The sequence below is a fragment of the Myxococcales bacterium genome, assembly GCA_016720545.1.
GTDB lineage: Bacteria > Myxococcota_A > Polyangia > Polyangiales > Polyangiaceae > JAAFHV01.
The window spans coordinates 1-26,745 of sequence record JADKKK010000009.1 but is presented as its reverse complement, the minus strand read 5'-3'; the positions used below and the strand labels follow the sequence as shown (position 1 = coordinate 26,745).

The 26,745-nt window shown below is 70.6% G+C and carries 17 protein-coding genes and 3 pseudogenes; 4 read left to right on the top strand and 16 right to left on the bottom strand.

Annotated elements, in window-relative coordinates; translation table 11 throughout:
* The first annotated feature begins 7 nt into the window (after window positions 1-7).
* Complete coding sequence (locus IPQ09_17600) at window positions 8-1,186, top strand: hypothetical protein (protein ID MBL0195999.1); 1,179 nt, start codon at window positions 8-10, stop codon at window positions 1,184-1,186.
* A gap of 27 nt (window positions 1,187-1,213) precedes the next feature.
* Window positions 1,214-2,233: an amidohydrolase family protein gene (locus IPQ09_17595; GenBank protein ID MBL0195998.1), complete on the top strand. Its 1,020-nt coding sequence runs from the start codon at window positions 1,214-1,216 to the stop codon at window positions 2,231-2,233.
* A 13-nt stretch (window positions 2,234-2,246) separates the two neighbouring features.
* Here the strand turns inward: IPQ09_17595 and IPQ09_17590 are convergent, their stop codons facing one another.
* From IPQ09_17590 to ligD, 3 genes are all read right to left on the bottom strand, one after another.
* Entirely contained in the window at window positions 2,247-2,972 is a 726-nt protein-coding gene (locus IPQ09_17590; protein MBL0195997.1) for a hypothetical protein, read from the bottom strand.
* A 159-nt stretch (window positions 2,973-3,131) separates the two neighbouring features.
* A complete protein-coding gene (locus tag IPQ09_17585) occupies window positions 3,132-4,079 on the bottom strand; it encodes an FAD-dependent oxidoreductase (protein ID MBL0195996.1) in 948 nt (315 codons plus the stop codon).
* Window positions 4,080-5,231: 1,152 nt separating this feature from the next.
* Window positions 5,232-6,200, bottom strand: coding sequence for a non-homologous end-joining DNA ligase (gene ligD / locus IPQ09_17580; protein MBL0195995.1), 969 nt, complete (start codon window positions 6,198-6,200; stop codon window positions 5,232-5,234).
* 116 nt (window positions 6,201-6,316) lie between these two features.
* On the opposite strand from ligD, the gene IPQ09_17575 reads away from it, so the two are divergent.
* Window positions 6,317-7,186 (top strand): Ku protein, encoded by an 870-nt coding sequence (locus tag IPQ09_17575; GenBank protein MBL0195994.1) that lies wholly within the window; start codon window positions 6,317-6,319, stop codon window positions 7,184-7,186.
* Window positions 7,187-7,220: 34 nt separating this feature from the next.
* Here the strand turns inward: IPQ09_17575 and IPQ09_17570 are convergent, their stop codons facing one another.
* The 9 genes and pseudogenes from IPQ09_17570 to IPQ09_17530 all read right to left on the bottom strand — a co-directional run bounded on the left by IPQ09_17570 (window position 7,221) and on the right by IPQ09_17530 (window position 22,625).
* Complete coding sequence (locus tag IPQ09_17570) at window positions 7,221-8,675, bottom strand: hypothetical protein (GenBank protein MBL0195993.1); 1,455 nt, start codon at window positions 8,673-8,675, stop codon at window positions 7,221-7,223.
* 72 nt (window positions 8,676-8,747) lie between these two features.
* The gene (locus IPQ09_17565) at window positions 8,748-9,314 is read right to left on the bottom strand and encodes an NAD(P)H-dependent oxidoreductase (GenBank protein MBL0195992.1); all 567 of its coding nucleotides are present in this window, start codon (window positions 9,312-9,314) and stop codon (window positions 8,748-8,750) included.
* Between the two features lie 633 nt (window positions 9,315-9,947).
* A complete protein-coding gene (locus IPQ09_17560; GenBank protein ID MBL0195991.1) occupies window positions 9,948-11,039 on the bottom strand; it encodes a virulence RhuM family protein in 1,092 nt (363 codons plus the stop codon).
* A gap of 863 nt (window positions 11,040-11,902) precedes the next feature.
* A pseudogene (locus IPQ09_17555) lies at window positions 11,903-12,674 on the bottom strand (DUF1837 domain-containing protein).
* The gene (locus IPQ09_17550) at window positions 12,671-14,890 is read right to left on the bottom strand and encodes a DEAD/DEAH box helicase (protein MBL0195990.1); all 2,220 of its coding nucleotides are present in this window, start codon (window positions 14,888-14,890) and stop codon (window positions 12,671-12,673) included. The pseudogene IPQ09_17555 and the gene IPQ09_17550 overlap by 4 nt, the downstream one beginning before the upstream one ends.
* On the bottom strand, window positions 14,814-16,136 hold the full coding sequence (gene brxD / locus IPQ09_17545) for a BREX system ATP-binding protein BrxD (protein MBL0195989.1): 1,323 nt from the start codon (window positions 16,134-16,136) through the stop codon (window positions 14,814-14,816). Before brxD ends, IPQ09_17550 begins: the two co-directional genes overlap by 77 nt.
* Window positions 16,133-18,925, bottom strand: a complete 2,793-nt coding sequence (gene pglZ / locus IPQ09_17540; GenBank protein MBL0195988.1) for a BREX-2 system phosphatase PglZ — start codon at window positions 18,923-18,925, stop codon at window positions 16,133-16,135. Before pglZ ends, brxD begins: the two co-directional genes overlap by 4 nt.
* Window positions 18,904-19,275, bottom strand: a complete 372-nt coding sequence (locus IPQ09_17535; GenBank protein MBL0195987.1) for a hypothetical protein — start codon at window positions 19,273-19,275, stop codon at window positions 18,904-18,906. Before IPQ09_17535 ends, pglZ begins: the two co-directional genes overlap by 22 nt.
* Window positions 19,260-22,625, bottom strand: a complete 3,366-nt coding sequence (locus IPQ09_17530; protein MBL0195986.1) for a hypothetical protein — start codon at window positions 22,623-22,625, stop codon at window positions 19,260-19,262. The genes IPQ09_17535 and IPQ09_17530 overlap by 16 nt, the downstream gene beginning before the upstream one ends.
* A 1,673-nt stretch (window positions 22,626-24,298) precedes the next feature.
* On the opposite strand from IPQ09_17530, the gene IPQ09_17525 reads away from it, so the two are divergent.
* Window positions 24,299-24,496: a hypothetical protein gene (locus IPQ09_17525; protein ID MBL0195985.1), complete on the top strand. Its 198-nt coding sequence runs from the start codon at window positions 24,299-24,301 to the stop codon at window positions 24,494-24,496.
* On the opposite strand, the gene IPQ09_17520 is transcribed toward IPQ09_17525, so the two are convergent.
* From IPQ09_17520 to IPQ09_17505, 4 genes and pseudogenes are all read right to left on the bottom strand, one after another.
* Window positions 24,485-24,880: a hypothetical protein gene (locus IPQ09_17520; GenBank protein ID MBL0195984.1), complete on the bottom strand. Its 396-nt coding sequence runs from the start codon at window positions 24,878-24,880 to the stop codon at window positions 24,485-24,487. The two genes, IPQ09_17525 and IPQ09_17520, sit on opposite strands and share 12 nt — an antisense overlap.
* A 132-nt stretch (window positions 24,881-25,012) precedes the next feature.
* Window positions 25,013-25,700 (bottom strand): annotated as a pseudogene (locus IPQ09_17515) (RNA ligase family protein).
* Window positions 25,697-26,254 carry a hypothetical protein gene (locus tag IPQ09_17510; GenBank protein ID MBL0195983.1) on the bottom strand — a complete coding sequence of 186 codons (558 nt, stop codon included), beginning with the start codon at window positions 26,252-26,254 and terminating at the stop codon, window positions 25,697-25,699. The pseudogene IPQ09_17515 and the gene IPQ09_17510 overlap by 4 nt, the downstream one beginning before the upstream one ends.
* Window positions 26,251-26,745, bottom strand: a pseudogene (locus tag IPQ09_17505) (DUF3696 domain-containing protein). The gene IPQ09_17510 and the pseudogene IPQ09_17505 overlap by 4 nt, the downstream one beginning before the upstream one ends.

Here is a 26,745-nt window from a genome sequence, read left to right as displayed (position 1 = left end):
TCACGCCATGAGCCCGAGCCGCGCCCCCCTCGCCCTCCTCGCCCTCGGCTTCCCTCGCGTACGCCTCGTCGCCGCGCTCCTCGCGCTCACCGCCCCCGCGCTCGTCGTCGCCACCGGCAGCGCCGGCTGCGAGTCGTTCGTGGCGCCCCCCGAGGTGACCATCCGCGGCGCGAAAGACGGCGTCCTGACCGACACCAAGGCGCCGCTCGTCCTCGAGTTCTCGAAATCGATCCGCAAAGAGACCCTCAACCTCAAGGTGGTCGCGCTCGAGACCGACCTCGAGGGCAACCTCGCCGACGAGCAGGGGAAACCAGACGCCGAGCTCAAGGCGCTGTTCTCGTATACGCAGAACCCCTCGGAGGCCTCCGGCGTCGAGGTGCTCGGCGGCACGGCGGAGATCCTCGGCGACGACGCTGGCCTCGTGATTCGCCCCACCGCGCCGCTGCCTGTGGGGCAGAAGCTCGCCCTGCTCATCGAGCCCGGGCTCACCTCGCGCGACGAGAGCCGCGCGACCACCACCCGCCGGCGCATCCTGTTCTCGTACGATTTCCGCTGCTCCGCCGCGCGCCCGACGAAGGTGATGCAGAGCGGCACGTACTTCGCGCTGCTCGACATCCAGGAGCCGGTGCCCGTGCAGATCCAACTCTGGGGCGATTTCATCGTCGATCCGGCCACCGGCATCGTGCGCGCGCAGTTCACCAACGCCGACCGGAAGCCCGCGCAGAAGTGCCCGCAAGCCTGCAGCGCCGAGACCGTGTGCCGCCTCCTCCCGGCTCCCGACTGCGTGCCCCCGTCGCTCAAGGCGGGCACGGTGGACGAGTATCCGGACTTCATTCCCAATTTCACGAGGCCCACGGGCTACACGATCACGGTGACGGGCTGCGCCGAAGACCAAGACGAGAACACCGCGGCGTTCGTGAGCGCTCCCGCGAACCTCGTCGTGGAGAAGCCCGAGGTGCAGGTCAATGGGCTCATCCTCACCGCGGCGTTCAAGAAGGAGCCGAACGGCACCGTGCGCTCCACCGGCACGGTCACGGGCTCGGAGATCGTGTTCGGGAGCGCGCGCCTCTCCTCCGGCCGCGGCACCGCGACCATCCGCACGGTGCCCGCCGCCGAGGCGCCCAAGGACATCCCGCCGGCGCCGCCCGCGGCGGCCGCACCGACCGCCGCCGCGCGCGACAACTGAGCGCCACCAAAGAGGTCCTCGCTGTCCATGGACGCCACGCATCCCACGCACTTCCGCAACCTCGCCGACCTGGGGCGGCTCCCGTGGTTCTCTTCGCACGAGGACCGCGTAGTGCTGAGCGACGCCTCGCTCGGGCCCATCATCGACGTGCACACGCACGTGGCGCTCGCGTACCTGCGGCCCATGCAGCTCGACCTCGACAAGAAGTGGGACCGCACCGAGCACTACCTGCCGTCGTGCTGCCCGGTCGACCTCGTGCCCTATTCGAACCGCAACTTCACGGCGGGCGATCTCGCCAACATGAAGAAGGACCTCACGGCCGGGAGCTTCACCGCCGGGGGCATGCGCCGCACCCACACGATCCCCAACCTGACGGGCGAGATGGCGGAGCTCGGGATCAGCCACTCGGTGCTCCTGCCGATCGATTTCCCGGTCATCAGCCAGAACGCCACCTACGCGCTCGACGCCCAGGAGAAGACCCGGGGCACGCTGCTCTCGTTCGGCTCGGTGCACCCCTACTCGACCGACCTGGAGGGCAAGCTCGCCGAGCAAGTGCGACGCGGCGCGCGCGGCGTGAAGGTGCACCCCAACGTGCAGCTCGTGCACCCCGCGGACCCGCGCGCCATGAGGCTCTATCGGCTCTGCGCCGACGCGAAGATCCCGGTGCTCTGGCACTGCGGGCCCGTGGGCATCGAGCCGGCGCTCGGCCGGTATCTCACCCAGGTGCGGCACTACGAGCGCCCCATCGCCGAGAACCCCGCGACCACCTTCGTGCTCGGGCACGCGGGCGCGCTCCAGCTCGAGGCGGCGATGGAGCTCTGCCGCAAGTACCCGAACGTCTACCTCGAGATCTCGAGCCAGGGGCTCGCCGGGGTGCGCACGCTGGTCGAGCGCGGCGATCCCGAGCGCATCTTGATGGGCTCCGACTGGCCCTTTTACTCCGCGGCGCTGCCCATCGCGCGAGTGCTCATCGCGACCGACTCGCGCCGCGAGCTGCGGCGGAAGATCTTCTGGGACAACGCCGCGCGCCTGCTCGATATCGCCTGAGCGCGCGCGTGGCTCAGGGGTTCTCCTCCCTACAGCCGCGCTGGTCGGTGTCGGTGCTCAGGACCGAGACGACCCCCTGTCGAGTGACACGCAGGAGGCGCTGGGTGCACGCGCCTCCGACCGCCTGCACGTCGAACCCCTCGGGGACCTGTGCGAACGCTGCGGGCAGGCGCTCATCGCAGCCGAAGCGCTCGCCGCGGAGCCGCGCGAGGTAGATGGCTTCCTTTGGAGTGTCGATCTCGCCAAAGAAGGCGCGGGCGTCGACGGCGCTGGCGACCATTCCGACCTCGTCGCCCCGTGTATAGACGAGGTTCGTGGCCGTGCATTGGCCGGTCGCCGGTCCGATTCGCTGGACGGCCTCCGGCGCCGCTTTCGGCGCCACCTCGTACGCGCCGCAGCTACGCAGGGTACGCAGGGCGCTCACCTTGCTCTGGCAGGCGGCCTTGTCGGTCGCCCCCGAGCAGGGGGTCCCCCGTACGTCGTCGGTCATCCTGGCGCTCCAGTTGACCTGCGGCGAACCGCTGGACGAATAGCCGCCAGGCTCGGTCGACTCGCGGAGAATCCCGAGGAAGTCGACGGGGCGCTCGGGGGTTATCTCGTTCGCGAAGCGGAGCTCGCCGTTCGTGCACGCGGCGGTCATGCCCTCGGGGATCGGGGGCGGCGCGCACGCCACGAGGACGATTCCCATCGTCAGGAGGGCGCCGCAGAGACTCACGCGGTGGGGTCGGTGGATGGCCATGGGCTCGGACTTGCACCTTGTGTACCACCCGCGCGATCGTGTTTTTTCCCAGGGTTTTGGTCCGGGCGTGTGCCATCCCGGGGACCGTGGCACACCCCTTCCCCCGGCGGTTCTCACTCGCGGCCGACCTCCCTCGGGGGCCGCTCGGCCCGCTGCACGCTACCCCCCGAGCACCGCGCTCGCCACGCGGAGGGCGGTGTCGTGCGCGAGCAGGATGCCGTTGCGGTAGTGGCCCGTCGCGAGGAAGAGGCCCGGCACGGGCGAGGGGCCGACGAGCGGCCCGCCCTCGGCCACGTAGGGGCGGAAGTTCGACCAGAAGTCGCTCACGCTCGCGGTCCCGAGCGACGGTACCGCCGCGCACGCCGCGCCGAGGATGTCCACGACGCCCTTGGCGGTCACGTCTTTCGTGTACCCTACATGTTCAAGCGTCGACCCGCAGAGCACGCGGCCGTCGCCGCGCGGCACCACGTAGCCCGTGGCGTGGAACACGATGCGCCGCGTGCGGGGCGGGCGCTCCTCGAGCGCCACGATCTGCCCACGGGCGGGCGTGACCTTCGGCAGCGAGAGCGGCACACCCGGCACGAGAGAGGCCCAGCTCCCCGCGGCGAGCACCACCGCGTCGGCCGCGAGCGACTCGGCCCCAAGGGACACGCCGCGGCACACCTCGCCCTCGAGGAGGAGCCCCGTGACGAGCGCGCCCACGCGCACCTCCACCCCCGCTCGCGCGCAGGCGGCCGACAGCGCTCGCAGGAGCGCTCGCGGATCGATCTGGGCGTCGTCGGGGAAGAACAGCGCGGCGCGGCGCTCGGGGGAGATCTCGGGCTCGGCCTCGCGCACGGCGGCGTCGAGCAAGAGCTCGGCCCGCAGGCCCAGGGCGAGCTGCGCGTCCAGGAGCGCCCGCGCCGCGGGCACGTCGTCCACCAGCTTGACGATGCCGCAGCGCCGATACCCCACGTGCACGCCCGTGCGCTCCTCGAGGTCGCGCGCGAAGTTGGGATACGCGTCGCGGGCGCGCACGAAGTCGAGCAGGTCGGGGCCCACGTGGGCCTCCATCTGCGCGCCCAGGATGCCGCCGGCCGCCCCCCTCGCGCGCCCCCGCCCCGCCACGCGCGCTCGGCCGCCGCGCCGCCGAGGGGGCCCGGGGGCGCCCACCGGGCGGGGCTCCGGCCGCGCTCGACCCCCACGTGCCTCCCTTCGGCGCCCACCACGCGCTGCCGCTCGAGGGGTGACCGGCGCGCCCGCGCTGCCCGCCGCGCGGCAAGGCCGAGGGCCGGCCCGTGGCGGGCCCGGATGGGGAGTTCCGCCCCCCCCCCGCATGAGCGGCTGACCTGGCGGGTGCCGCCCTCCCTTCGGTCGGTCGGCAGGCTTGTGGAGGCGTCGACGCCGGGCTCGTCGGCGGTGGCGCATCGAGGGCTCGGCGAGGCCCTTGCATGCCCCCCCCCCCTTCATGCGCGCCCGACCCTACGCAACGCGGCGGGCGACCGAGGCTCGAGCCTGGCCGGGGCGCAAGGGCAACGGCCAGGACGTTACACGGACCGCCTGGCTCGCGACGCGGGCCCGCCCCGCGCTCGAGACTGTCCCCCCGGCCTTCAGGCCCGCGAGATGGCGGCAGCCCTGGCTCCCCCCGCCGCGGAGAGGCTGTGGATGGCGCTCGACTCGCGAGAAGTCGTCGGCGAGCGCTCGAAGAGCTTTGGGGGGGGGGGGGCGCCCGGCCAGGGAGCGGGGGTCGCGTCGCATGCCCGGCGCGCCGCGCCGTCGGGGGGTTTCGGCGGTCGGTAGGGGGGATCCCGACCCCGCGCGCGTCTCGCACCCGCGCGCCGCCCCCCCGGGCCCGTCGCCCTCCGCGCCCCCCCCCCCGCCCCGCCCCCCCGCCGCCCGGTCGGCGTGCTCGCGCGGTCACCTGGCCACCACGCTGGGCCACGCGCCGATGGCGCCGCCTCCACCTCGTCCGCGGAACGCGGCGTTCGACATCACCCGTCGTGCCCGCGTTCGTATCGGGTCGTGCCCCCGCCCGCCTCACGATGTACCTACGCGCCCGCCGCCCCCGACAAGCCACACCGAGCGCGGCCCCCCCCCCCCCCGACGCCCTCGGGCGCTCGGGCAGCCGCCCCGGCGGGTGCCGCGTCACCTCGGTTTCCCTGCCCCGGCCTTCAGGCCGGGCTCCGCAAATGTGCCCCTGGGGTGCCGCATGACTTCCCCCGCCGCGAGATGAGCCAGGCCACAAGGTGCCCCTTGGGCCGCCTGGGCCGGGTGCCGCAGTCACGGGGCGCGAACGGGATCCCGCGCGTCGTCGCTCGACGGGCCCACGACACACGCGGCGGGCTCCAGGTCGGGGCGAATCCCCAGGAACACCGGCCAGCGGAGCCGCCCGTCGGACGACCACGAGCCGTAGCGCACCGAGACCACCAAGAGGGGCATCACGTACGTGCGGGGCTCCTTCTCCCACGGGCCCTCGGCGGGCGCCTCCTTCACCGCGAGCGCCCGGAGCACGGGCAGGAGCTGCGCCACCAGCGCGTCGCTGAGGCCCGAGCCGGCCTTGCCGCGCACCACGAGGCGCGAGCCCTCGTACGAGGCGAGGTCGAGCGCGCCGAGCTGGCCGCTCGCGCCGCCTTCCGTGTATCCTACAACAACGAAGTCCGCCTCGCGGGTGGTCTTCCATTTCACCCAGTCGGTCGTGCGCTCGCCGGGGCGGTAAGGCGAGCCGAGGCGCTTGCCGACCACGCCCTCGAGGCCGCGCTCCACGCACAGCGCGAAGATCTCCGCGCCCTTCCCCACGTGGCCCTCGTGGGGTATCGCGAGCGAGCGCGCCGGGAGCAGCGCGCGCACGAGGTCTTTGCGGGCCTCGAGCGGGAGGGCGCGCACGTCGCGGCCGGCGACCAGGAGCGCGTCGAACACCAGGTACGCCACCGGCACATCGCGGGCGGCCCGCGCGACGTCGCCCGTCTCCGCGGCGATGCGCCGCTGGAGGCGCTCGAAGCTCGGCCGGCCCTCGGCGTCGAGGGCCACGATCTCGCCGTCGAGCACGAAGGAGGCCTCGCCCACGGCGGCGAGCGCGGCGGCCACCTCGGGGTACACGCGGGTCGCGTCGCGGCCGGAGCGGTAGGTGAGCGTCACGCGGTCGCCGTCGCGGACGGCGACGATGCGCACCCCGTCGAGCTTCAGCTCGTAGAGCCGGCCCGCGTCGTCGAGCCGCTCGCCGCCCGAAGGCGTCGCGAGCTTGCACAACATGGGCGCGCGCTGCTTCGGCGCGAGGGCGACAGCGGCGTCACTCGAGGCGCCGGCTGAGGTCGCTTCTTGCAGGGTTTTCGACAAGCTTAGCCTCCGTCCCCTACGCTTAGCGGGCCATGCCAGCGCGCTCCATCGGATCCGGCACCATTTCGTTCGGCCTCGTGTCGATCCCCGTCAAGCTCTACACGGCGGCGGCGCCGAAGGGGGTGCACTTCAACTTCCTGCACGGCAAATGCGGCAGCCGGATGAAGCAGCAGTACGTGTGCCCCATCGACAACGAGGTGGTGGAGCGCAAAGACATGGTGCGCGGCTACGAGCACACGAAGGACACGTACGTGCACTTCACCGAGGAGGAGCTGAAGACCCTCGAGGCCGAGCGCACGAGCCAGCTCGAGCTGCTCGAGTTCGTGCCCGCCGCGAGCGTCGATCTGGTCTCGATAGAGAAGACCTATTTCCTCGGCCCCGACAAGGGCGGCGATCGGGCGTACGCGCTGCTCTCCGAGTCGATGGAGCGCGCCGGCCGCATGGCCGTGGGCAAGTTCGCCCAGCGCGGCAAGGAGAACCTCGTGCTCGTGCGGCCCTACAAAAAGGGCCTCGTGCTGCACGAGGTGTTCTACGCCGACGAGGTGCGCGACTTCGGCGAGGTGGAGACCGGGGGCACCTTCGAGTTCAAGCCCATCGAGCGCGACCTCGCCGACAAGCTCATCGAGCAGCTCGCGCAAGACACCTTCGAGCCCACGCGCTTCAAGGACGAGTACGCCGCGCGCGTGCTCGCCGCGGTCGACGCGAAGGTGGCGGGCAACGAGGTCACGGTGTCGGAGGAGGCGCCCAAGGCGCAGATCATCGATCTGCTCGAGGCGCTCAAGCGGAGCGTGGCGGCCACGACCGCGGCGCGCTCCGCCGACGACGCGCCCGAGAGCGCGCCGGGCGGCGGCCCGAAGAAGGCCGCGCTGCGCGAGGACGAGGCCGAGAAGTCGGTGGGGTAGCAGAGTAAGGCGCGCGGGCCGTCTGCGCGGGCCGTCACGGCTCGAAGGAGACCCGGGCCTCCAGCGCGGCTCCAACGGGGTCTGGGGAGAGCGTGGCGGCGCGGAGCTTCGCGGCGAGGCAGCTCGGGAGATCGCTCCCGAGGCTCGGATCCGCGATCACTTTGACCGCGTCGACTCGACCCGCCGCGTCGACCGCCACCCGAACGACGAGCGTCCCGCGCGGCGACGGTGAGCCTTGCGGCCCGTCGTGGCACCGCCTCGCGAGCGCGAGGATCGTGCGGCCCGTCGCGCCGTCATGGACCGGGACGCCGACCGTGACGAGCGCGGGCGCGGGCGGCTCGCGCAGGAGGGCGCCCGGGAGAAGCGCGCGCGAGCCGGAGCGCAGGGAGAGGCCGAGCGGCGCGGCGTCGACCTCGCTGGGGCCCGCGCGCACCGGGAGGACCGCGCCGAGCACGGCCCCCGCGGTGACCTGGCCCACGGTCACGCGCGTCCCGTCCCGACCTTCGATCACGAGGGGCGCGGCGCGCGCGGCGCTCCGTGCGGCGGTCTTCGGCGGGGGCGCCCTCTTGGGATCCGCGACGACGATCTCCGCGAGGGTGAGCGTGCGTCGGGCCGCGGGCGCCGCGGCCGTGGCGGGCGGGAGATCCCTCGCCGAGACCCAGCCGAAGACCACGCCCTCCTCGCGCCGCCACACGATCCGCGCGAGCCCGCCGCGCCGCGCGATCACCGTGACCGCCTCGCCGTCCCGCCCCCCGCGGCCCTGGAGCCACACGCGGAGGCGAGCGGGGCCGCCGGGCTCTGCCGAGACGAGCACAGGCCGCCCCGTGACGAGCGAGGCCCGCGGGAGGGGCCGCTGCGACGGAGCGCTCGGGAGCGACGCGTCGAGCTCGAAGCGCGCGGGATCGAGGCTCAGATCCGCGCAGGTGGCCTCGACCGTGGCCGGGCCCACGAGCTCGGAGTCGAGAGGCGGCGCGGCGCTCACGAGGAGGCTGTCGCCGCGCTCGCCGCGCTCGCCGCTCCGCCCCTGGACGGAGAGCCTCGAGGCCCCCGTGGTCACGAGGACGCCGCCTAGAAGCAGCGGCCGCGTGGGGTGCAGAAACGGGGCGGTGACGCGGAAGTGGCCGCGGAGCTTCGCCTGGCCTGTGTCGACCTCGAGCCAGCCGCCGCTCGGGAGCACGTGGGCCGTCGCGAGGCGCGCCGTCGCCACGACGCCGAAGGGCTCTCCGTCCGGCCGGGCCTGGAGCGCGATGGGCTCGCCCGCCCAGAGCTCGCTCGAGAAGGTGCACACCGGGGCGTCGCTGGGCGCGCGGAGCTCGGGAGGTGCCGGCGCGGACGGCGCGATCGGGGCCTGGGCGAGCGGGCGAGCGGACGGCGCGCTCACCGGCAGCGAGACCGACGCGACCGGCGTGGCCGGCGCTCGGCACGCGCCGCACGCGAGCGCGGCGAGCGCAGACAGCGCGGCGAGCGCAGACAGCGTGGCGGTGCGCATCCCTCCATGATGTCTCAGCTCGGCCCAGCACAGAAGCTACGCCGCGCGGGGACCATCGATGGCGGGAGCGACTCAGGTCTTCGGGCGCACGCGCGCGGTCCACTCGGCGAGCGCCACGAGGAGGGCTCGGACCGCCTCGCGCGTGGGCTCGTCGACGAGGGCGCCGTTCGCGTCGAACTTCGCCTTGGCGTTCGAGACGAGCACCTCGGGGCGGCCCAGCGTGAGCATGTTCACGGCGGTCAGCACCTGGCGGAGGTGCGGTTGCATGCGCACGGTGCCGAAGCCCCCGGGGCTCGCGCCGAGGATCGCGGCCGGCTTGCCGCCGAGCGGCGCCGCGGGCGGGCGCGACGCCCAGTCGATCGCGTTCTTCAGCACCGCCGGGATCGAGTGGTTGTACTCGGGCGAGACGAGCAGGAGCGCGTCGGCCGAGGCGATCGCGGTCCGCAGCGCGGCCACAGGCTCGGGCCACGCGCCGGGACTCTCGACGAGGTCCTCGTTGAAGAGCGGGAGCGCGCCGAGATCGAAGGGCTCGAGGGTCATGCCCGCGGGCGCGAGGTCGACGGCGGCCCGCAGCAGCGCGGTGTTGAGGGAGGCCTTGCGGAGCGAGCCGGAGAGCCCGAGGACACGGAGTGGGGTCATGGAGCCCAGGGTTCTGTCACGAGGAGGGGGCGCGAGGCAAACGGGGGGCGCGGCGGACGCGGAAGGCTCATCCGTGGGGCGGGCCGGGAAGCAGCGTAAAAACGCGCAAGGGCGGCCGTCGGCGCGCACCGAAGCGTCGCTTGGCGCAATTTCGGTCGCGCCGGGCACAAGTTCGGCCGCGCCGGAGCGCGGATCGGCCCTCGCCGTGCGCGCTCGGGGCGCGCCTGGCGCGGTCAGGGTGCCGCTCGGTCGGCGATCAGGGCTTCCGGGGCGCGCCACGGTCACTCCTGGCGCGAGTTTGGGCGCTCCGGGTCGCCGATCAGGCCTTTGGGCACGCGAAATAGGGCTCCGGGCAAGCCAAACGGCGGCGCCGGGATCGATCATGGGGGCTCCGGCGCGCGGATCAGGGCTCGTGGCACGGCGGGCCCTCTCCCCACCTCGGCGGTTCGGGTACTCGCGAGCCCCTCCCCCACAAGGGGGGAAGGGCACCTGAGCGGCCATGTTCGAGAGGGCGTACACATCTCGCGCGCGCAGTCGGAGGAGCGCGAACCGCAGAGCATAGGTCTCGATGATGTTCACCTCGCTCGCGAGCCGATCGATCCAGCGCGCCTCGTCGAAGTCCGCTCCGTCGGCTCACGAGGCGTCCTCGCCTTCATCTCGGGAGGAAGGTGCCGCGCGTGGAGCCGGACTTGCCGCGCCAAGGCGCTTGGTCTCGGCCACGACGCGATCGAAGTCGCTCTCGAAGAGGCGGTCCTGCACGATGCGGTACTTCTCGAACTCGCTCTCGGCGTGCGCCCGAGCGATCTCGGCGGTCACCTTGCCGGCGTCCTGCAGCACCTCGCGGTCGGTCGCGGCGAGGAACCGGTTCAGCCGCGTCTCCCAGTCCTGCATCGTCATGGGGAGCTTGCGGAGCGCCATGTCCTCTGCCACGTCGAGGTAGGCGTTCACCAGCCGCGAGAGCTGCGCGAGCTCGGGCTCGGTCAGGTAGTTCTTGGCCACGACCACATCGAACTTCTGGATCTTGCCGTGGGGCGCGTCGGTCCAGGTGTGGAGGCCCATGTGCTCCTTGGTCGCGTCGGCGCGGTCGACGATGACCTCGGCGGCGGTCTGCCCGTGGATGGCCCAGTGCAGCTTGTTCTGCACGGTGGCGAAGAAGCGCTTGGTGGCCTGCGCCGTCACGTCGTAGTCGACCGACGTGGCGTAGATGTCGGTGATCTTCTGGTAGAACTTGCGCTCCGACAGCCGGATCTCGCGGACGCGCTGGAGCTGCTCTTCGAAGTACCGATCGCTCAGGACGGAGCCGCCGCGCTTGAGGCGCTCGTCGTCCATCGCGAAGCCCTTGATGGTGAACTCCTCGACGACGCGCGTGGCCCACTTGCGAAACTGCACCGCGCGCTCGGAGTTGACCTTGTAGCCGACGGCGATGATGGCCGAGAGGTTGTAGTGCTTGGTGTCGTAGGTCTTGCCGTCGGCGGCAGTTATTCGAAAATTTCGAATAACTGCGTCCTCCTCCAGCTCGCTGTCCTCGAACACCTTCTTCAGGTGGTAGTTGATGGTCGGGACCTCGACGTCGTAGAGCTGCGCCATCATCTTCTGGCTGAGCCACACGTTCTCGTCGGCGTAGACGGCCTCCACGCCGCCCGTGCCGCTGGCCGCCACGAAGGTCAGGTACTCGGCCGCCGAGGAGCGGACGAGGGAGGCGGTCGGCTTCTTTTTGCGGGTCATCTTCGGCGGCGTCTTCCGTCAGGCTCTTCTCGTCGTCGTCGGACGCGGCGGCGTAGGCTTGGTTCGGTGGGTCGGCTCGCCCGGGAACAGGCGGCGCAGGCCCCTCGGCAACCATCTCCGAGAGGTGGCGCTTGGTGAGGTTGTCGGCGCGGATGCCCAAGATCGAGCCCAGCTCGGCGGGCCTCAGTGGTCGCCAGCTACACAGCGGGGCGCCGAGCACCATCCAGCCGCCGCGCGTGTGGCGAAGCGCGACGGCTCGAACACCGACTTCGGCGCGCGTCTTGCTGGCCTGAGCTCGGCGCCGGTCCATTCGCGGAGCCAGATGGCATCGAGAGCGACGCCGCGTCGCAGGCACGTGGCGAGGGCGAACCGCTTGTGGACGACATGTTGCGCTGGGGCCGGGCTCCCCCCGCATCACCTCGCGCGGCACCGACGGCGAAAAGCCCCGGCGCCCGCCCCGCAGCGCCGTTCACGTAGACGATGGCCGTGCGGCCACCGAGCCGATGAAGGAAAGGCGCTGCTGTCGTTGGTCGGGCGAGCCCCGATCTCCCCGCCACCGCCCGAACCACGAGCCAGCACGCCAGACCTTCGGCTTGCCGCCCCCCGCGACACCCAGAAGAGGTTCGCGGACCGTCTTCACCACGAACGGGCCCTCGAGAGGTTGGGGTCCCCATCGGCGAGCAAGATGCCGGGTTGCTCGTCATCCCCAAGACCACCCAACGCCCCCGTAGAGCGATGACGCTGAAGAAGTACGCCCCCCCGCCCCTCACGACGACGTCGCCTTTCTCACCGATCGCTCTGGGACCCCCAGGCGGAAGTGTGTAGCGCTGCGGCCCATCACGCGAGCTGCGGCGACGGCCGCCATACGCATCGCAGTCGAAGCCGACGAGGCATAGCCCGCGGAACTCCAGTGAGTTGCGCTCGTCAGAATCGGGATCGAGGTACTGAGAGCCGCTTCGAGCGCCGGATCGTCGAGGTCCGCGTGCCTTTGGAGAAGCTGGAGGTCACGCTGACCCGAGGAGTACTCTGCGAGCATTGGCCGGATGGACGCCAGGCACTCCCGCACGGCGCCGGTGACGTCGCCGTAGATCTCGACTCACCCCAGTACAAAAGCGCTTGCCCGTCGACCCCCCGCGTGGAGCGCCGTCCGCACCGTGAACGTGCATCCTGTTGGTCTTGAGACTCATCTTGCAGATGAGCTGCGGGAGCCGGAGAAGCTTCTCGGCCAAGGCGAACAGCAGAAGCTCTCCTCCCTCGCCGCTCTGTTCAAGATCGGTGAACAGACTCCTCGCTTCGTCGGCCAGGCGGACCAGCTTCTGCGTCGATCGGCTTCGCTGGAACTCCTCGTCCGCCTCCCGGATGTGACTTCCGGGATCGCGTAGTCGAGAACGTGCTCCGCGATGACCTTCGCCGAGGTCCTCGGTGCGTGCCCGTCCGTTCCCATCGAGCTTCAGGCAGTGGCAGTGCGCGGTCACCAGCGTGCCATCGACGGTCACGTGGCTCTCGACGTCGTGGAGAAGCCCGCCCAACGCCGTCGGCGTTCCTCGCGCGAGGCGCTTCAACGCTCCCGAACGCTTCGTGGGCCCCCCCCGGGGCGGGCGCGGCGGCTCCCATGGTGTCAGCGCTATCCGTCATGCGTCCCCCTCGCCGTGTTGCGCGCGCCTCTTCCACTCCACCAACGTCGCGCTGGCGTCCTCGACGTTCATCGTCTCGCGGGCAATCAGCCCGTGCTCGATGTCGGGTGGAAGGCAGGGCTGGAACTTCGAGACGCGCGACCGCTGGCCGGGATCGACGAGGCGCGCGGCGTCGTCCCACGTGAGCGCGCGGGCCGCGAGAGCATCGATCGCTTGGCGGATCGCGACGGCGCTCGCGGCGGCGCCGCTCGAGAACGTGATGAACGTGTTGCTGGGCGACACGCGCTCGCCAAGCTTCAGCTCGAGGAAGCCCGCCAGGACGCGGTTGCCGGCTGCGCCGCCGAAGGTCCACCAGCGGCAGCGGCCATCGGGATCTTCTTCAAGGGGCAGAGAGCTGTCCTCGAGGAATGCGTGCGACTCGCGCTGCAGCTCGAGCTGCGTGACGGCGCGCTTGGACCAGGAGGGGTCGGTGTCCTTGCTCGCGAGGACGCGTCGCATGGCCTGGCAGAGCGAGCGTTCGAGGCTCACGGGCAGGCCGAACCAGCGCGGGTAGCCGCCCACCTCGGCGGGCTCGACGGAACACGTGCCGCCCTTCCAGTCAACGCCGGCGATGCGCCAAGGGCGTCCGGCGAGCACGAAGTTTGGCACCTTCTGCTCCTTGTCCTGAAGGAACGACGCGTCGACGACGCCCACCTCCGACTGGCCGTGCATCACCCGGAGCACGCGTGGCGTCGAGAACACCGCGTAGAGCTCCAGAAAGTTCTTCGCTCCGTAGAGCTTTTCGCCTCGCGCGCCGAGGGCTAGGCGCGCGTCGGCCTCGACGAGGATGTCGTTGTCGACCATGTGGCGGACGATGCTCTCGCGCTCTGGTGCCGAGACCTTGCGGAAGGCGGCGCAGCCTTCGAGCCAGTTCCACCATGCGTGAGTGGCCGAGCCCTGCTCCTGCATCGCCAGCGCGATGGCCTGGTGCGCGAGCACATGCGGCGACCAGGCCGACGGCGCAGCAGGTTCGATGTAGCCCCTCCTGAACAGGTCGATGATGGCGGCGGCGCGCAGAAGCGCGTCGTCATCGGTCGCGAGGAAGGTGCAGTTGGCCGTTGAGCCCGCGCGTCGGCCCGTCCGCCCCATGCGCTGCAAGAACGACGAGACGCTGCTCGGGGCGTCGATCTGAATCACGTGGTCCAGGTCGCCAACGTCGATGCCGAGCTCGAGCGCCGAGGTCGCGACGATCACGCAGTTGCTGCCCTCCTCGAAGGCCTTCTCGGCGGCCGTGCGTTGCGACAGCGCCAGCGACGAGTGCGACAGGTAGACGTCCACGCCGCGCTGCGAGAGACGGTGCCCGAGCTCCTCGACGCGCCTGCGGCTGTCGACGAACACCAGCCGTCGCGTGCCCGGGTAGAGGCGATCAATGAGCAGCGCCGCGTTGTCGAGCGTCCCGACGAAGTCGAGCGAAAGTTCCGGCGGCTTGCGGGGACCGCCCGGGTCGACGACCCGCTGCGGCCGTAGGCTGCTGCCGCTGAGCCACTGGACGATGACCTCGGGATCTCCGACGGTCGCCGACAGACCGATGCGCTGGATGTCGTTCTCCGCGATCCGCGTGACGCGCTCGAGCAGTGCCACTAGGTGTGCGCCGCGATCATCGCCCGCGAACGCGTGTACCTCGTCGATGACGACGGCACGCACGTGCGCAAGGAAGCGGCGCGCGGGCGTGCGCGTTGAAAGCAGCATCGCTTCGAGCGACTCGGGCGTGATGGCGAGCACGTCGGGCGGTTCGTCGATCATGCGACGGCGCGCGGGTGCCTTCACGTCGCCGTGCCACTTGCCGGCGCGCCTGCCGATCAGCCCCGTGAGGGTCGAGAGCCGCGACTCCTGGTTGTTGAGGAGCGCGCGAATCGGCGCGACGTAGAGCACCGAGACGCCCCGCCAGTCCTCGGCATCCATCTTCGACAAGAGCGGGAGGAACGCCGCCTCCGTCTTGCCGCCCGCGGTGGGCGCGAGCACGACGCAGTTCGCGCCGTCGAGGATCGCGTCGGTCGAGAGCGCCTGCACCGGACGCAGACCGCTCCAGCCCAGCCCGTTCGCGATCTGGTAGCGAACGGCAGGGCTCAGGCGGTCGATGGCGTCCGGGCGGCGGGCGTCGTCACAGGTCGATCTCGATGTCGTCCGGCTTCTTGCCGGCGGCCGCCGCCTGCTCTTCGAGCGTGAGCTCCTCTGCATCGATGCGGATGTCGAGGTCTCTGGCCGGGTCGAAATCGGGGAACAGGTCGACGCGGTCAAGGATGCTCGCGACGAGCTTTCGCAAATAGATGCGTGGAGCCACACCGACCTTGCCGCCGAGCTTCCCGGCGACCTCGTGCGCGAGCGCCGTGAGAACCGCGTCGCCGACGCGCGCCTTCATGCGGTCCGCATGCTCGGTCGGGTACAGATCCCGGACGCGCCGGCCCACCTCGAGCAGCCGCTGCTGGTCGAAGGGGAACAGGCGCACCTGCACCTCGCGCGGGTTGTCCCACTTCGCGTCGCCCGTGAAGTCGACGTACAGGCGCTGAGCGAGCGGCGGCAGGCGCTTCACGCCATTCGGTCCGTCGAAGAACGCGGGCGTGCCGGTGATGAGGATGTAGAGCCCCGCGAAGCGCCCGCCGTACAGGTCGTCGATGAGCTTGCGGATCGCCTCGAGGCTCTTGTCGCGGCTGTCGGAGCGAACCCGCTGGATGGTCTCGACCTCGTCGAGCACGAGCAAGAGCCCAGGTCGCCCGCACTGCTGGAGCACCGCGAGTAGCCCGCGCAGGAAGCCGAGCGCTCCAGTGTGATCGATCTCGCCCTTGATGCCCGCCTGCCTCTTGAGGTCTGCGCTGACGTTCGGCTGTCCCATCAGCCACGCGATGAGGCCCTCTGCGAGCGCGTGGTCACCCCCGACCTCCGCTGCGTGGTAGGCGCGAAGCACCGCCGCGTACTGTGGCTGTACGGCGCTCACGTCCTTCAGCCGCGCCTCGAGCAGATTGCCAACGCCTTCCGCGAGCGCATTCAAGTCGTCGGGATCGCGGAGCGTGCGCGAGACCTCTTCTTCGAGGCCCATCAGCCACTGAGAGATGATCGCGCGGAACGCGCCGGTGTCCCACTCGGCCGTGCGCAGGCCTTCGGTCGCGCGGCGGTAGACCGTCTCGAGCCGGTGCAGCGGCGTGTCGTTCTCGGAGATCTGCACCTCCGCGACGGCGAAGCCGCGCGCGAGCGCCTGCTGCTGATACCAGCGCGCGGTGAAGCTCTTGCCGCACCCGAAGTCGCCCCGCAGCGCCTTGAACACCGCGCCGCCCGTGGCGCAGCGGTCGAGCTCCTCTTTCAGGGAAACGGAGAAGCGGTCGGTGCCGACCGCGAACAGCTCGAGACCTCGCCGCGGTACCGTACCTCGGCGCAGCGCCTCGATGACGTCTTTGCGGAGGAGGACGCTCGGTCCACTCGTCTCGCTCATTCGGTAACTCCAAACTGCGAGAGCAACCTCGCCTTGTGCAGAACGACTCGGCGCCCCGCGACGTCGTGCTCGACGATGGCGAAGCCGTCAGCGTTCAGAACACCCATGCGCGCGACAGCGCCGCCAACCTGATGGGGGCGCACACCGCAGAGCCGCGCGAAGTCAGTGGCGGTCAGGCTGCCGCCCGCCTCGACGAGCACCGCGAGCCACGTGAGTACGCGCTCGACGTCTGGCTTGGGCACGCCCGAGGTCTGCTGCGTGAAGAGCTTGGACGTGCGCAGGTGCGCGACGAGCGTGGGCTCTGTCGTCGCAGCCGGCGGCGCTGTGGGCGTCTTCGCTGGCTCCACGGCGAGCAGCTGGAGCTGGGCCTTCGCGGTTGTCTTCGGCTCCTCGGTCGCGACGGGCGTCGCCGCCGGACGCGCGATCTTGAGCGCCCACCAGTCGGGCTCAGGCAGCACGCGGCAGGACAGCTCGACGTCGTCGCCCGCGACGCGATCGAGCCACTCGGGACCGATGAGGAAGGCGGGCGCGACCGCTTCTGCGAGCGAGAGCCCACCGTGCTCGCCGTAGTGCGGTGCGCGGTTCGCGAGCGCGGTGTCCCAGAGGGCTGCGATGCCCGCCGCTCCGCGCGGCTTCCACGATGTCCGCGGCAGCAGCACTTCGCCGTCCTGCGGCTGCTCCCCCTCGTTCAGTGCGCGCCAGCGGGCACCGCCCTCACGCCCTGCCGGGATACGCCCGCCCGCGACGCGCATCGCGTCGCCCGCGACGTGCCCGTGGTCGGCCACGAGCAAGACCGCGCGCTCGGCACCATCCGCCGCGCTCAGCAGTGCCTCGAGCGGAAGGATGGGGATCTTGCTGTAGTCGACGGCGACCTGGAGGCTGCCCTTGAGCTGCTCGTCGATGGCGTTCACGACCACCGCGACCACGCGCTGGTCGCCCGCCACGGCCTGCTTCACCTCGTCGATGAGCTCGTGGCCGGCGTGGACGTCACGCCGGAAGAACACCTTGAGGGGCTCCTCGCCGACCAGCTCGCGGATGTGCGGGTTCGAGGCCCAGCGCGAGTCGTCCTTGTCCGTCCCCTGGTCGCCGAAGCGCGGATCGGCCACGCCCGCGAAGAGAGCGGCGCGGCTCACCTCGGTCAGCGTCGGCGCCGCCGCCAGCACAGGCGGGATCGGGAGCTGCCCGTTCCAGCCCGGCGTGCGCCACGCGATGGGGCTCCACCGCCGCTGCTCGCGCAGGCGCTGCAGGACCTGCACCGCCGCCGCGTAGCTCATGCCGTCCATCAGCACGAGGAGCAGGCGCCGATGCTCGCCGCCCTTGAGGAACTGCGCGACCACGCGCTTGGTCACGTGCTCGATGGGGAGCACTTCGTTCGAGGGCTTCCCGGCCTCGACCCACGACACGTAGGCCTTGGCGAAGCGCTGGTCGTCGGCACGCGCCACGGCGTCCACGGCGCCGTAGAGCTGGCGGACGGCAGCCATCAGGGGCTCGCTCGCGCCACGCATCCCGCGCAGGCTCTGGCGGGCCCAATCGAGGAATCCGCCCTCTTCGGCGTATCGGCGCGCCAGCTCGATCGCCGGCTGCCACGGCGTGCCATGCTCGGCGAGCGGTGGGCGAACCCTACGCGCGAGCAGCCAGGCCGAGAGGCGCGCCGCCATCTTTCGAGCCTCCACGTGTTCCGAGCGGCGAACGGCGCGATCGAGATGGTGCGCGCTCACGTGGTCGAACGCAGCGAGCACCCCTTCCAGCGACTCGGCGCTGGGCGCGTCGACGAACTCGGTCAGCGCGGCAGCGACAGCCGCCTCGCGCGCAGCGTGGCCGGCGGGCAGCCAGTCGCTCGCCGTAACGAGGGCCGAAGCCCCACCGCCCATCGCGTGCTGCTGGGCTCCGTCGAGGAGTCGCCGGTCGGCCTCGTCCTCCACCGACAGCACCCCTTCGAGCAAGGCCTCGGAGCTTCCTCCTGCGTGGGCCCCTCGTACTTCGTTGGCGAGCCCCGGCGCGATGCTCGCGATCTGGCCGTTCACGAGGCCACGCAGGTACGCGTCCTCGCTTTGCTCCACGGCCGCGAGGAGCAGGAGCGCTTGAATCGCGCGGTCGACGAGGCCGAGCTCCCACGCGCGAAACCCGAGCACGCCAACGGAGCCAAGCCGCTGTTCGAGCCAGGCGAGCAGCTCGCGCCGCACCGCGCGCAGGAGGTCGTCGCCCTCACACGCGCGCGCGAAGGCGACGCCCGCATCGGAGCTGCGCACCCAGCGCAGCCACGAGGCCCCAGCTGCGAGCGCACTCTCGGGGATCCCGAAGCGCGCTTCGAGAACGCGCTTCCAGAGGTCGTCGGTAGAGAGGCGAAGCCCAGGGACCTTGCGGAGGCCATCGACGCTGCCCGAGAGCGCGAGCCGTGCGAGCGCAGTGGACGCCAGCCCTTGATCGACCTGGCGCGCGCCGAAGAGCGCCGCGAGCCGAGCGTCGCGCGCGACATGGTAGATGCGCCCGCCGGCGAGGCGGCACGAGACGTCGAGCGGGAGCGCATCCTCGGCCCAGTCCACCAGATAGACGCGCCCTGTCGTCACCGGTTCTCCTGGAGCCGGGAGCCTCGAGCGCAGCGAGAGCTCGCACGCCGTCGGGATGATATCCCACTTGAGGCCATCGAGCTCGAAGCGCCCGGGCTGCCCTCGACCGAAGAGCGCGAGAAGCTTGGAGCGGTGGTCGCGCCGGAACAGACGCTCCACCTCCAGGCGCACGTCCGCCTGCGAGAGCAGCGGCCCCTCGATCATTCCGGCCTCCGCTTCCACGCGGTGACCCGGATAGTGATGCGGGACGCGGCCGCGCCTTCGGACTCGAAGCGCTCGGCGAGCTCACGCAGCGCCCTCGCGGCCGACGTCGCAGAGGCGAGGTCGTTCGACGCCTCGAGCACGATCTCCTCGCCGCCTCTCTCTTCGACCTCGCGCGGCTTCTGCCCTTCGGGCCGGCCGGTGGGCACACGCAGCAGCTCGTCCGCACGTCGGGTCAGATCGCTCAGGCCGTCGGCGAGCATCCTCGTGATCTCGTCGGACGTGAGCAGCGTGGCGAGATCCTGAAGGAGCAGCCTCGCGCGCTCGCCTCGCTCGGCGTCGCCCAGGAGCCCCTTCACCTGGCGCAGCACGATCCAGCGCGCATCCTCGTGGAGGAGCCGCTTGCTCGCGGAGGCCGCCTTGAGGTTGCGCTCCATGGCCGTCGACGGAGGTCTGCGGCGTGAAGCTCGCGAGGTCGCGTACGATGGACGCGCCCATCGCCTCGCGCGAGCTGCTGGACCAGCGCCGCCGAGGCTCGTGCCGTCGCCAAGCGGGGCGCGTCCTCCGGCTCGGCCCAGTCACAAATCTTCGGCTCGAGCGCTGCCGGCAGCTCGCCGGCGTCGCCCACTTCCTTCAGCTTCTCCTTCACCTTCTCAGCGAAGGCCGAGAGGTTGCGTGCGCTGAGCGAGCGAGCGCCGATCGCCACGCCGAAGAGCTCGCCCGCGCGGTTCAGCGCCTCGGTCCATTCGCCCTGGGTGGGCAGGGCGGGGCGCAGCAACTCGACGTCGTCAGGGACCTGCCCCGGGCGCGGCAGCGTGTAGCTCTTGCCGTCGCGACGGAATGTGCGCCCACTCCACGCGGCGTAGAGCGACACGAGCAGGTCCTGCACCTCGGCGGGCAAACCGCGCGTGCGCTGCGGATCGAGCCAGCCGCGAAGGTTGCCGACGGTTGGGGTGTCGATGCCGGCCTGCTGGCGCTGCTGCTCAATCTCCTTGAAAGGCCGCTCGTTGAGCAGCACCGCGACATCGCCCGTCTCGGTGATGCCGAGCGGATCGGCGTAGGCGCGCAGGTCGTTGCGCTCGCCCTTCTCGACGTTCATGCGGCGGTCCCGCTCGTCGAGCAGCTTTTCGACGAGCGCGCCGATCTTCTCCATGCGCGTCGCCGAGACCGTTCCGTCGAAGCGCGGATGGTGCGGGTACTTCTTCGACAGCACCGTGTCGACGACCTGGCGGAAGCCGTCCTTCATCGTGCCGGCGAGCACCGCACGGATGTCGAGATCACCGAGGAGCGGGATGAAGTGCTCGTCCACAGCGCGCGACTGGTCGAGGAACGAGCTGTCGTTCGCCATCGCGAGCCCGTAGGCCTGCGCCAGCGTGCGCTTCACCAGCGCCTGCTTCTGGGCGCGAAGGCTCGCGAGGTCGGCGCGCGTCGTCGACTGGTCCTCGACACGCAAGTGACCGAGGTACTTGCGCGGCTCTCCGTCGAGGATGTGCTCCAGGACCACGAGGTCGCCGAGCTCGCGCTCGAGCGAGTGCGAGAAGAACGTCGGCAGCCACACCACCGTGGGGTTCGGCGGCGCATCGGCGGGGCGCGAGTCGCGGAAGCGCTCGACGGTGCGGAGGTCCTCGTCGGGGCCGTGGCCGCGTTCGTCGAACGGATAGTCGGCGATGACCTGCCACTCGAACTCACGCGGGCACGTCAGCGTGGTGTCGTCCATCTCGCGAACGTTGCCGTAGCGGACTCGACCCTTGCGACGCGTGCCGTGGAAAGGCAGCTCTGTCTCGACGACGGTGCCTTCGCTGTCGAGCTCGAGCGCCTGGAACAGCAGGCGGCGCATCGCGTTCTTGCGCGCTCCGGCCGTATCGGCCTCCGCGGCCTGCGCGAGGATCGGCTGCAGGTCGACGCCCGCGAGGTGGATGTTCACCTCGGGATCGGCCTGCTCGCCCAGGCGAAGGGCGCCGACCTGGCTCGCCCAATCGCGGAGGCGCTGCGCCACCACCTGCATCTCGGCCCCGGGAATGGGCGACGCGATGGTGCCGTGGTTCAAGTGGGCGAGCCGCTTCACCGTCAGGCCCTTGAACGGCTTGGCCTCGGGCACCAGCGCCGCCATCAGCAGCGTCTTCGCGAGGCGGTTGTCGTTGCGGCACATCTTCTGCGGGCAGCCGCTGCAGCCGAGGCGTCGGTCGTGGTCCTCCCGTAGGCGCTGGCACGCGGTCGGGTTGTCCGTGTTGTGCTGCCGCCGGATGATTGGCAAGAAGCTCTCGCGGTAGAGGTCGCGCGCGCGGTCGAAGCGCGCCTTCATCACCGGATCGTCGATCGGGTCTTCGGCCTCGGCGAGGGCGTCGAACGCGTCACCGACCGGCACCACGCGACCGAGCTCGAGGTCCGGAAGGTGGTTGACCAAGAGCTCCATCAGGATGCGGATCGCCGTGCGCTCACGCTGCAGGCAGTCCGAGAGCGCCACGAGCGCCTCGACGAGCGCGGGGGAGAACGGGTAGACCTTCTTGAAGTCGGCCTCGTCGCCCTCGCTGCCGATGAGCACGCTCTGCGCCTGCCCGGCGGCGCGCCAGGTCTTGGCGAAGTCATCGGCGAGCCGCTGCGCTGCGGACTCGTCCTTGGCGCGCACGACGCGGTGGGCGACGATCGCAGGGAGGTTCGAGTCGGCGAGCGTGACGGTCTCGAAGCGCCCGTCGTGGTGCGAGAGGTTGCGCGACAGCTCGTTGCGTACCGCGCCCTGCGCGTGCTCCCCGAGGAACTGCGAGAGATCACGCTGGCGCGCGATGAAGCTGACGATGGGGATCGCGCGGTCCGCGTCCTGCGCCTCCTTCAGCTTCACCATCTTCTGCACTTCCCGACCGATGAACGGCAGGTCGCTCGAATTGCCCGCGAGCCAGAGCACCAGCTCGTCGAGGTAGAGCACGACAGCGTCGAAGCCGAGCGACTTGGCATGGCGACTCATGACGCCGAGCCCGGTGTCCAAGTCAACGAAGCGCCCCTGCTGCGAGGTCCACGACGTGAAGAAGGTGCGCACCAGATCGCTGAACAGCTTGGCGCGCGGGCTCTGCGCGTCGCGGTCGCTCTCGCCGACGTACGTGGCCGAGGCCGCCGCGTCGAAGCTCGCCGCGTCCCACTCGCGCTTCTGCGCGAGCTTGCCCCAGCCGGTCGCGGCCTGCTGGACGCCGCCATTCAGCTTGCCGAAGAACGCGTCGTCGCCGAGCGTGGTGCGCAGGCGGCGCGCGTCGTCGAACAGTCCTTGGTCGGCGTAAAGGGCGGGCGTCGCCTCGTCGGGGTGGTTCTTCGCCGCCCACGCGACGTAGGAGCCGAGGATCTTCGACTCCATGTCCTGCGCGCCGAGCATGTGGATCGGGAGCTGGAGGAGCTTCTTCTTGCCGATCCACTCGTTCTTGCCGCGCAGCGCGTGCAGCTCACCGCGGCTCCACGGCGCCGGGTGATTGGCGAGCATGAGGTCGAGGAGCGCCATGAAGTGGCTCTTGCCGGCGCCGAACGAGCCGTGGAGGTACGCCGCCTGGCTGCGCCCGTCGCGCAGCGCGCTGCCGATGATGGACAGCGCGTGCTCGAAGGTCTGCACGATCTTCGGCGTGATCGCGTAGTCCTTCACCGTCCGCTCGGGGTTCGAGATACCGCCGGTGAGGTCCTGGACGAAGTCGCCCTTGCGGACGGCAAGAGGCAGATCGAGGAGCTCGTGGATAAGGGTCGTCATGCGGGAGCTTTCTTGAGAGCGGCCTGGACCTCGGCCCACGGCGCGGGTTCGAAGTCGACAGTGGGTACGAGTTGCGAGAGCAATCCAATCGAGCGCCCACGGACCGAGGGCCGGAAGCGGCACGCGCACCTTCTGGGCGTGTCAGAGTCCGGGCCTACGGCAGTGGACTGCGGCGTGTCCGCACGCGCCGTGTCCTTGGCGGTCTCCGCCTCGAGTTGCCACGGTCATCGATCATCGGGCAAGTGGACGCCCAGCGTGTTCCGGCCGTGCCGCTCGCCTCTCATGGCGGCGACCATGAGGCTGAGCGCGTGCCGTCTCGCCCTGCCGTCAGGCGAGGACCGTCAAGTCCGCTGGCCGTACGCCGCGATGCCTGATGGAGCGGCTCTGAAACCTGCCGTTCGTGCCTTCGGATCCACCACTCGGTCGCCCTCGCTGCTCTTGTTGCTGAACCGCTCTCCGGAGCGATCGCAGTGCCCCGCCTGGCGAGAATGGTCGCTTGAGGACCTTGCGGACGACGCTCGCCCCGCGGGGAAGGCGCGAACGGCCGTGTGGCCTCGATAGAGCGACGTCCACAGTGTTCACGGCGCCTCCAAAGATTGGCCCAGTAGGCAGACTCAGGTTTCGGGAAGTCTTAGGCAATTCGCCTCCAGCACGCCACTGACAGCCACCCCTCAGGGCTCTGTCTCACTTGTGCGATGAAGGCCACGCGTTCCTTGCTGGGTCGATCTCGGCCAGGCTTGTCGGGATCGGTTTCCTTGCCCTCCTACCCCACTGGGCTGAGGGCTCGCGATGCCTCGAGGGCCTGTTGCCCGTCTCCGCCTCGCAGCAGGAACAAAACGATGGGTTGAGTGCGCGGCCGGTCCTCGCTTCGAGGCGGTCGCGAGAGGCCGTCGAGGGTCCTGCACCACCGCCAGTTCGTCGTCCGGCACGAGATCGCCATGCGACGGCTCAGCGAGCGCGGCTTCAAAGTCCGTGACGCGAAGGGTGCGCTGCCTGCAGCGCCAAGGCTCCACCTCGCCGACCAGCCACTCGCGCAGGCCGAGATCAGGGCACCAAACCACGACGCCACCCTCGTCTCGTTCGATCGCGTTGACGATCGAATCAACGGGATCACGCATGCGCGCTCTCCTCGATGCCTTTGCGCGCCAACGGATGGATCTCCAAGACAGGTCGTCCCCCACGGATCCTCTCGAGCACGACCCCGTGGGCCATCAAACGCCTTTGCGTTCGAGGGCGAGCTCACGCCCGTCCGTCCCACCACGGCGGATCGCCGTGTGTCCCCTGGCAGGAAGATCCGCCCGAAGCTGTCCTACGGCTGATCGGCGCGGCATCGGCGAGGTCCGTGGCGTTCGGCCACGGGGCCTCGCGACGCAAGCGCGCGTACGTGCCTGCGTCGGCCATCAGCTGGAGGAACGTCCGAGGAATTCCGCCACTCCAGCGAGCGGCGTCATTGACCAGGCTCAGTCGCTCCGCAGCCTGGGCATGGGATCCATACAGGACCCCGGCCAACCCGCTCATGGGCGTTGGGTCGGCGGGGAGCGGAACACGACGAAGAAGCACTTCTCGAACAGAAAACCTGACCGTGGTCTGCGTCGCCTTCGACTTCCAGCCCTCGCACCGGCACGAAGCGCTCCCCGCTCGGAGGACCGTCTCCGCGTGGGGTCGAACGCAGCGTGCCACGGAATGACGACGACGAGCTCGACCTCCTCGCGAATCGACGCGAGCGCGTCGAAGAGATCGAGACTCTCGGTGCCTTCGGGAACCTTCTCAAGCCCGTCGATCAAGACGGTGACGCGCCCCTGAAGGGAGAGCCGCACGACCTCGGGCAAGGCCGCGTTCAGATCACGCTCGGCGAGGCCTCATGGTGCTGACGCGCTCCCCGCCAGCTCTTCGTTCACTTCTCTCGAGCGCGCCGCGAGACTCTCGGAGATCGGCAGGTGAAGCACCTGCTGAGCGAGGTAGCCGAGCTTCTGCGCGATGCGCAGGCGCATGCGATCGGGCGTGAGGCGGCGCATGTTCTCGAAGCGGTCGAGCTGCACCAGACACGCGACGCGGTGGGCCTGGAGCAGATCGGCGGCGCGCGCGAGCTCGGTGCTCTTGCCCACCCCCGCAGGCCCCCCGACCAGGAGCGGCGCGCGGTCGGCGAGAATCCAGTCGGCGATCTCGTCGCCAGCAGCGCCCGCCCTTGCGACGTAGTGCGCCGCGCCCGGCGACAGCGGAACGTGCGGCTTCAGTGCCTTCCAGTCAGTGCTCACGCGTCACCTCCGAGCGCAACATACCGCGCCGGACGCCCGGCGGGCCTTTCGATGCGGCGCACCTCGCGGGGCCGGTGCGCCGGGCCGAGCCTCGTCAGCCCCCTGAGCGTGCCTGGGCGTGAACGTTGGGGCTCATTGCCCCACCATCCGCAGCTGGTTCGCCTCGAGCGGTCGCTTCGACCAGTGCTCGTCGATGCCCTGCACGAACTCGGGGCGCACGAGCTTGGCGCGGGAGCGGAGCCTGCCTCCGCCTTCGCGACGCACGTAGAGCCCTTCGGCGGGGCCCTCGGTCAGCGAGGAGCGGCCGAGCAGCGCTTCGAGCGCTGGAAGTGTGAACCGGCCTCGACCGAGCTCGGGCACGACCGCGACACCGAGCTCACGCGCAAGGGCGTTGCGAAGTTCGACCGACCAAAAGACGCCCGTTGAGCGATCGTAGACGTCGAAGCCGACAAACCAGTCGGGCAGGCGGGAGTAGCGGAGGCTGTGCACCGCGTAGCACCACTCCCCAAAGAGCATGATGTGTGGCGAGAGGCGCTCGGCCAGCGAGCGGTGGCGTGCGCCGAGCCACTGCCGAAGTGGCCGCCACTGGCCCGTGAGCGCTGTGAGATCGAGGTACTTTCCTCGGTTCTGCGCGCGGAGCGCCCCTCGCTCGTCCACGGAAAATCCAAGATTCGCCCCGTCAACTTTCTCCTCGACCACAACGTCGCCAGCGAGGAGCGCGGCCGCCTCCGCCACATCGAGGACCTTGTCCTCGCGCGGTCTTGCCCGCACCGAGCCATGCCAGATGCGGTGTGTGCGGAAAGCGAAAGAAGTCGGTCATGCCTTGGTCCGCCGTGGCGCACGGGACCCATTCTTCGGCTGACCGGGTGTGCGGCCCTTCTTCTTGTCGTCGAACCGCTTGATATCGGTGCCGCAGACAAAGTCCACCCGAACTCCGTGGTCTTGCAACGGGAGCGCCCAATCGAGCCACTTGGAGTCGGCGGCCTGCAAGATGGGTGGCTTTGCCGCATGGGCCACCGCCACGGCCACGAACTTTCGGTCGGGCGGGTCGAACGTCCGCAGGCGCTCGTCGTCTGGGAACGACTCGAACCCGCGTTCAGGGTGTTCGGAGAGGGAAACTTGGTCGCACTTCGCGGGGTTGGCGCTGTTACGGAGGAGCCACTTCAGGAAGGCGTCGCCGGCCCGCTTTCCCTCGTAGGGCGAGGTCTTGTTCTGGTATTCCGCGAGGATCCGATAGGCATCGTCGATAGCCACTCGTCCGCTTCGCGAGATGTCGAGGAGTCTGCCGGCGCAGGTGCTCACGCACGCGTCGCTGACGTCCGCGTGGCTCCCGTTCGCGACGAGGATGACGTTCGTGTCGACGATCACCGTCATCGTCGTGCCGCCTTCTCGCGCCTCGCCGCGGCCGCCTGCGTGCGCGCGACGATGTCGCCCATCTCATCGCCGAAGAAGTTGTCGGGCCAGTTCGTGATGTCACCGTACTCGTTCACCTTGAGCTCTTCGAGCTCGGCGCCGTTCGTGGTCGAGCGCGCAAAGTAGATGGCCACATCGTGCGGAGCGAGCGTCGCCTCTGCGATGCGCCGCTGTGGAGCCGGTTGAGGAAGTGCTCCGAGTGCGTCTCGACGACGAGCTGAACGTCGCGCGGACTCCTTCGCGCGCACGGATCGCCGTGATGAACGTATCCGCGAGCTGCGCCTGCACCTGCGGGTGCAGTGGATTTCGGGCTGCTCCATCCACACCGTAGAGCCGGGAGGGCAGTAGAACGCCTGCACGAGCGCAGGCAACACTTGGGATACGCCGAAGCCGACGTCCGGCAACGCCACGTCGGTGAGGCCGCCGCGCGTCCTCACCTTCACCTCGTAGTC